This is a genomic window from Okeania sp., assembly GCF_983059655.1.
This window is the reverse complement of record NZ_CEZPJD010000724.1, coordinates 1-4,034: the sequence shown is the minus strand read 5'-3', so window position 1 is coordinate 4,034 and position 4,034 is coordinate 1. Positions and strand designations below refer to the sequence as shown.

General features: G+C 34.4%; 2 protein-coding genes. One reads left to right on the top strand and one right to left on the bottom strand.

Annotation, left to right across the window (positions count from 1 at the left end; all coding sequences use genetic code 11):
- The first annotated feature begins 375 nt into the window (after positions 1-375).
- Positions 376-1,143, top strand: coding sequence for a choice-of-anchor W domain-containing protein (locus tag AC3DU7_RS27380; RefSeq protein ID WP_488042420.1), 768 nt, complete (start codon positions 376-378; stop codon positions 1,141-1,143).
- A gap of 511 nt (positions 1,144-1,654) precedes the next feature.
- Here AC3DU7_RS27380 and glcD read toward each other — a convergent pair.
- Positions 1,655-3,133 carry a glycolate oxidase subunit GlcD gene (gene glcD, locus AC3DU7_RS27375; RefSeq protein WP_488042419.1) on the bottom strand — a complete coding sequence of 493 codons (1,479 nt, stop codon included), beginning with the start codon at positions 3,131-3,133 and terminating at the stop codon, positions 1,655-1,657.
- Positions 3,134-4,034: the final 901 nt, after the last annotated feature.

Genomic DNA, 4,034 nt, shown 5'->3' with positions numbered 1-4,034 from the left:
AAAGCTCAAAAGTGAGTATTCTGGCATATAGTTGGGCAGAGTTGGCAAGGGATAAATTTTCTGAGTACCTCCTCTATAACTCCCTCCAACTCTTGATTCTTAGCTACTCCCTACTCCCTGCCGAGCGCAAAAAGACTTTTTCAGTAAACTCTAATTACGAGTAAAGACTGATACATAAGTTTAATTATTACTCAGTACTACGTATATTTTCAGATACGCTTATTATCTGAATAATTATAGCTTTTACCTATTAATACTTAAACTCCTCACCCACCTTAAAGATTGTGTAAATTATTACTATTTTAGTGGCGGATCGGCTTCTGGGTAACTTAGATTGGAATTATAGAGAAAGGACAAATTAGAGAAGCAAAGTAGATGAATAAGTACACATCATTTCTAGCATTAGCAGCAGCAGCGGTTGGATTTTTGGGAGCGCCAGTTTCAGCAAATGCTTTTACTCTAGGAGGTGTTATCAATGGCGAAGAAGCTTTTAATGAACTAGGTGCAACAATAGATGTTGCTGCAGAGGGACGAATTGGGGACTTATCAGGAGCAGCAGAACATGAATTTAACATCCATTACGACAATGAAAATGGTGGTCAAACAGTTCCTACTCAGTATCGTAGATTTGATTGGGTGAGCGGACAAGGAGAAGATTTTACTCTGACATTCGACGACAGTACCTTAACCTACGAAATTGGTGGACAAACTTTGGAATATGTTATTACAGATACTTTCAACGATATATTTATCCGCACAACAGCTCGTAAGCAAGGTAATAGCGTTGTAGTAGATAATCTAATGCTAAATGGTCAGGCGATCGGGGAAAATTCTAGTTTTGCTTGCTCTGAAGCTAGATGTGATTACTTTAATAGCTCTCAGTATTTATGGTTAACCGATCTAGAGGAGAGTTTCACATTGACGGGTACAACCACTATGACTTGGACTGGAGATGCTAAAAATCTTAGAGATAGGACAGCTCCCCATCGTTCGGAACTAGCATTTCAACTTAAATTAGGTAATGCAGGAGAAGAATTAGCAGATGAATTAGCAACAGTGCCAGAACCAGTTTCCATGTCACTATTTTCTGTTGGTGTTGTTAGTTTAGCAATGACTGGTTTGCGTCGCCAGCAGAAAGGTTAACGAAGTTAGAAGTTATTTTTTTAACGGGGATTTGAGCAAACCTCCAAAAATATTTCGTCTTAAAAAGGGGGGTTTTAGACCCAAATTATTTTGATAAATAATAAATATTGGGTGATTCGATGCCAATAATTAATATTAAGTCAGTTATTTACTTACTATAAAACAGGGTTGTAATCTACTTTTTTAAATCTGCTAAGAAACTGAATATGAGGCCCAATCATTTGTTGATTAATAATCCAAATTTTAGGACTTTAGGGAGTAGGGAGTAGGGAGTAGGGAGTAGGGAAAAAAAGATTAACTTTACAACTGTACCTCACGCTTCCTAAAAAGTGCTGTAAAAGATATCTGTAAAATAAATCTAAAGAAACATTTCAAATATCTAGTATGCGGTGGGTTACGGCGACCAGGAAAATATTATTTGATTTTGTGAGATTATTTCCGCCTAACCCACCCTATCAAGACTTAATATTTTATTTATAGATACCTTATTTAGAGTTAAGGCAAATAAAATTTAAAAAACTTCTGCTCCTTCAAACTGTTTAACCTGCTGAACATTAGCAGACTCTCCACAAGTTCGAGGTGTAGGAAATATTTTTTCAGGATTAGCTAAACCCTTAGGATTAAAAACACTCCTTACCCATTGCATCGTTTCTAAATCTGTCTCATTAAACATTAAAGGCATATAACATTTCTTATCTGAACCAATGCCATGTTCTCCAGATAAACTACCACCAACTTCCACGCAAATCTTGAGAATTTCTCCACCTATTTCTTCCACAGTTTCTAAAGCACCTTCAACACCATCATCATATAAAACTAACGGGTGAAGATTCCCATCTCCCGCATGAAATACATTAGCAATACGATAACCATATTTTTTACTAATCCTTTCAATTTTACCTAAAACATAAGCCATTTTTGTTCGAGGAATTACTCCATCTTGTACATAATAATTTTTACTAATATTACCAGCAGCAGCAAAAGCAGCTTTCCGTCCTTTCCATAGCTTCATCCGTTTTTCTGGTTCATGAGCAGTAGTAATTTCTATAGCTCCGTTTTTTTCGCATATTTCTTTGATGCGCTGTTTATTTTTCTCGACTTCTACTTCTAAACCGTCTAATTCTACTAATAAAACAGCAGCAGCATTTCGGGGATATAGATTGGTTTGGACTAGATCTTCCACAGTATTAATACTGAAATTATCCATAATCTCCATACCACCAGGAATAATGCCAGAACTGATAATATCTGATACAGTTTGTCCGGTAGATTCAATATTAGGAAATCCTGCTAAAAGCACGCAAACTGATTCGGGAGATTTGAGAATTCTGAGAGTAATTTCTGTGGCTATTCCCAGAGTACCTTCGGAACCTACAAATAAACCTGTTAAATCATAACCAGGCATCTCTGAAATTTGCCCGCCAATATCAACTATTGAACCTTCAGGAGTAACTATTTTTAATCCTAAAACATGATTAGTTGTCACACCGTATTTGAGACAATGAACTCCTCCAGAATTTTCGGCAATATTTCCACCAATAGAACAAATAATTTGACTGGAAGGATCGGGAGCGTAATAAAAACCAGCTCCACTAACTGCTTGTGTTACCCAATTATTTATAATTCCTGGTTGTACCACAACTTGTTGATTTTCTAAGTCTATTTTGAGGATTTTTTGCATTAATGAAGTGACAATTAAAACGCAGTTTTCTATTGGTAATGCCCCTCCAGAAAGACCAGTCCCTGCACCTCTAGGAAGCCAAGGAATATTTAGGCGATCGCATATTTTTACTGCTTCTGCGACTTGTTCAGTAGTGCGTGGTAATATTACTAATGCGGGACGTTGACGATAGCTAGCTAGGCCATCACATTCATATACTAATAATTCTTCTTTGCGTTGAACTACGCCTTTTTTGCCTACAACAGCTTCAAATTGTTTGGCTATTTGTTTCCAATTTTGTTTTGTTTTTTGTTGATCTTTAGTAAGCATTTTAGCTTTATTTATAATATTTGAACTTTCATGAGGGCTTACACAAGGTATGAGTTATAAACACTATATATCTGTAACGTTATAGTTTTTGTTTGCTATATATAGTGTTTTTGTGTGACTCGTATTAAATTAGAATGTTTTAATTATACCATCTGATGAAGAATTTTTTCTAGGGAGTGATTTAGCATATCAATTATTTTTACATGATTTCTAAATGAAATATGATAGTAAGAGATTCTTAGAAGTTAACAGAAACTTGGGATATTTAACTAATTTTTCAGTGGAAGTAGCTACAAAACTTTTTATCTATGTACAATTTGTATTAATACCAATTAAAAAAAAGAATGTTATGAATAATAATGGGAATTAAAATATTTTTAGTCAGATATCTCCCTATAAAACTTCGTCTTTAAGAGTAGGGTTTGATAAAAGAGATATTTGCACTAAGAAATTATATTTAATACCAATTCCCAAAAATAATGCTATACTTCTGATGCGAGTTAAGTTATTAAATAATAATAATAGTTCAGTAATTTTTTTAACGATTATAAGTATTAAGCCAAGATATCTAATGTCTTTTAAACCTACTCCCTACTCCCTACTTCCGCTCCCTATTCTCAAGGAGATGTAGCAAGACTTTTGATATTTGGTATCAGCTATTCCCTCCTAACTTTAAGTCACCCTAACTTAAGAACTTTATTATCACTAATTAAGTGAACAGGACATTAAACATCTGGTGATAATAAAAAATAAAATCAACTATTGTACAGAAATTATCAATTATTTTCCCCTAATCCCTATTCTCAAGAAGATGTATATTACTATTTAGGGTTTGCTGATTAAATCTCAAATAATTACCAGATAAAGGTAAGTGCCTTTTTAGGTATTGAAAAAGTACATG

What these genes read in the sequence shown, in the direction of transcription:
- AC3DU7_RS27380 (WP_488042420.1), top strand. Translation starts at nt 376, where the DNA reads ATGAATAAGTACACATCATTTCTAGCATTAGCAGCAGCAGCGGTTGGA.
- glcD (WP_488042419.1), bottom strand. Translation starts at nt 3,133, where the DNA reads ATGCTTACTAAAGATCAACAAAAAACAAAACAAAATTGGAAACAAATA.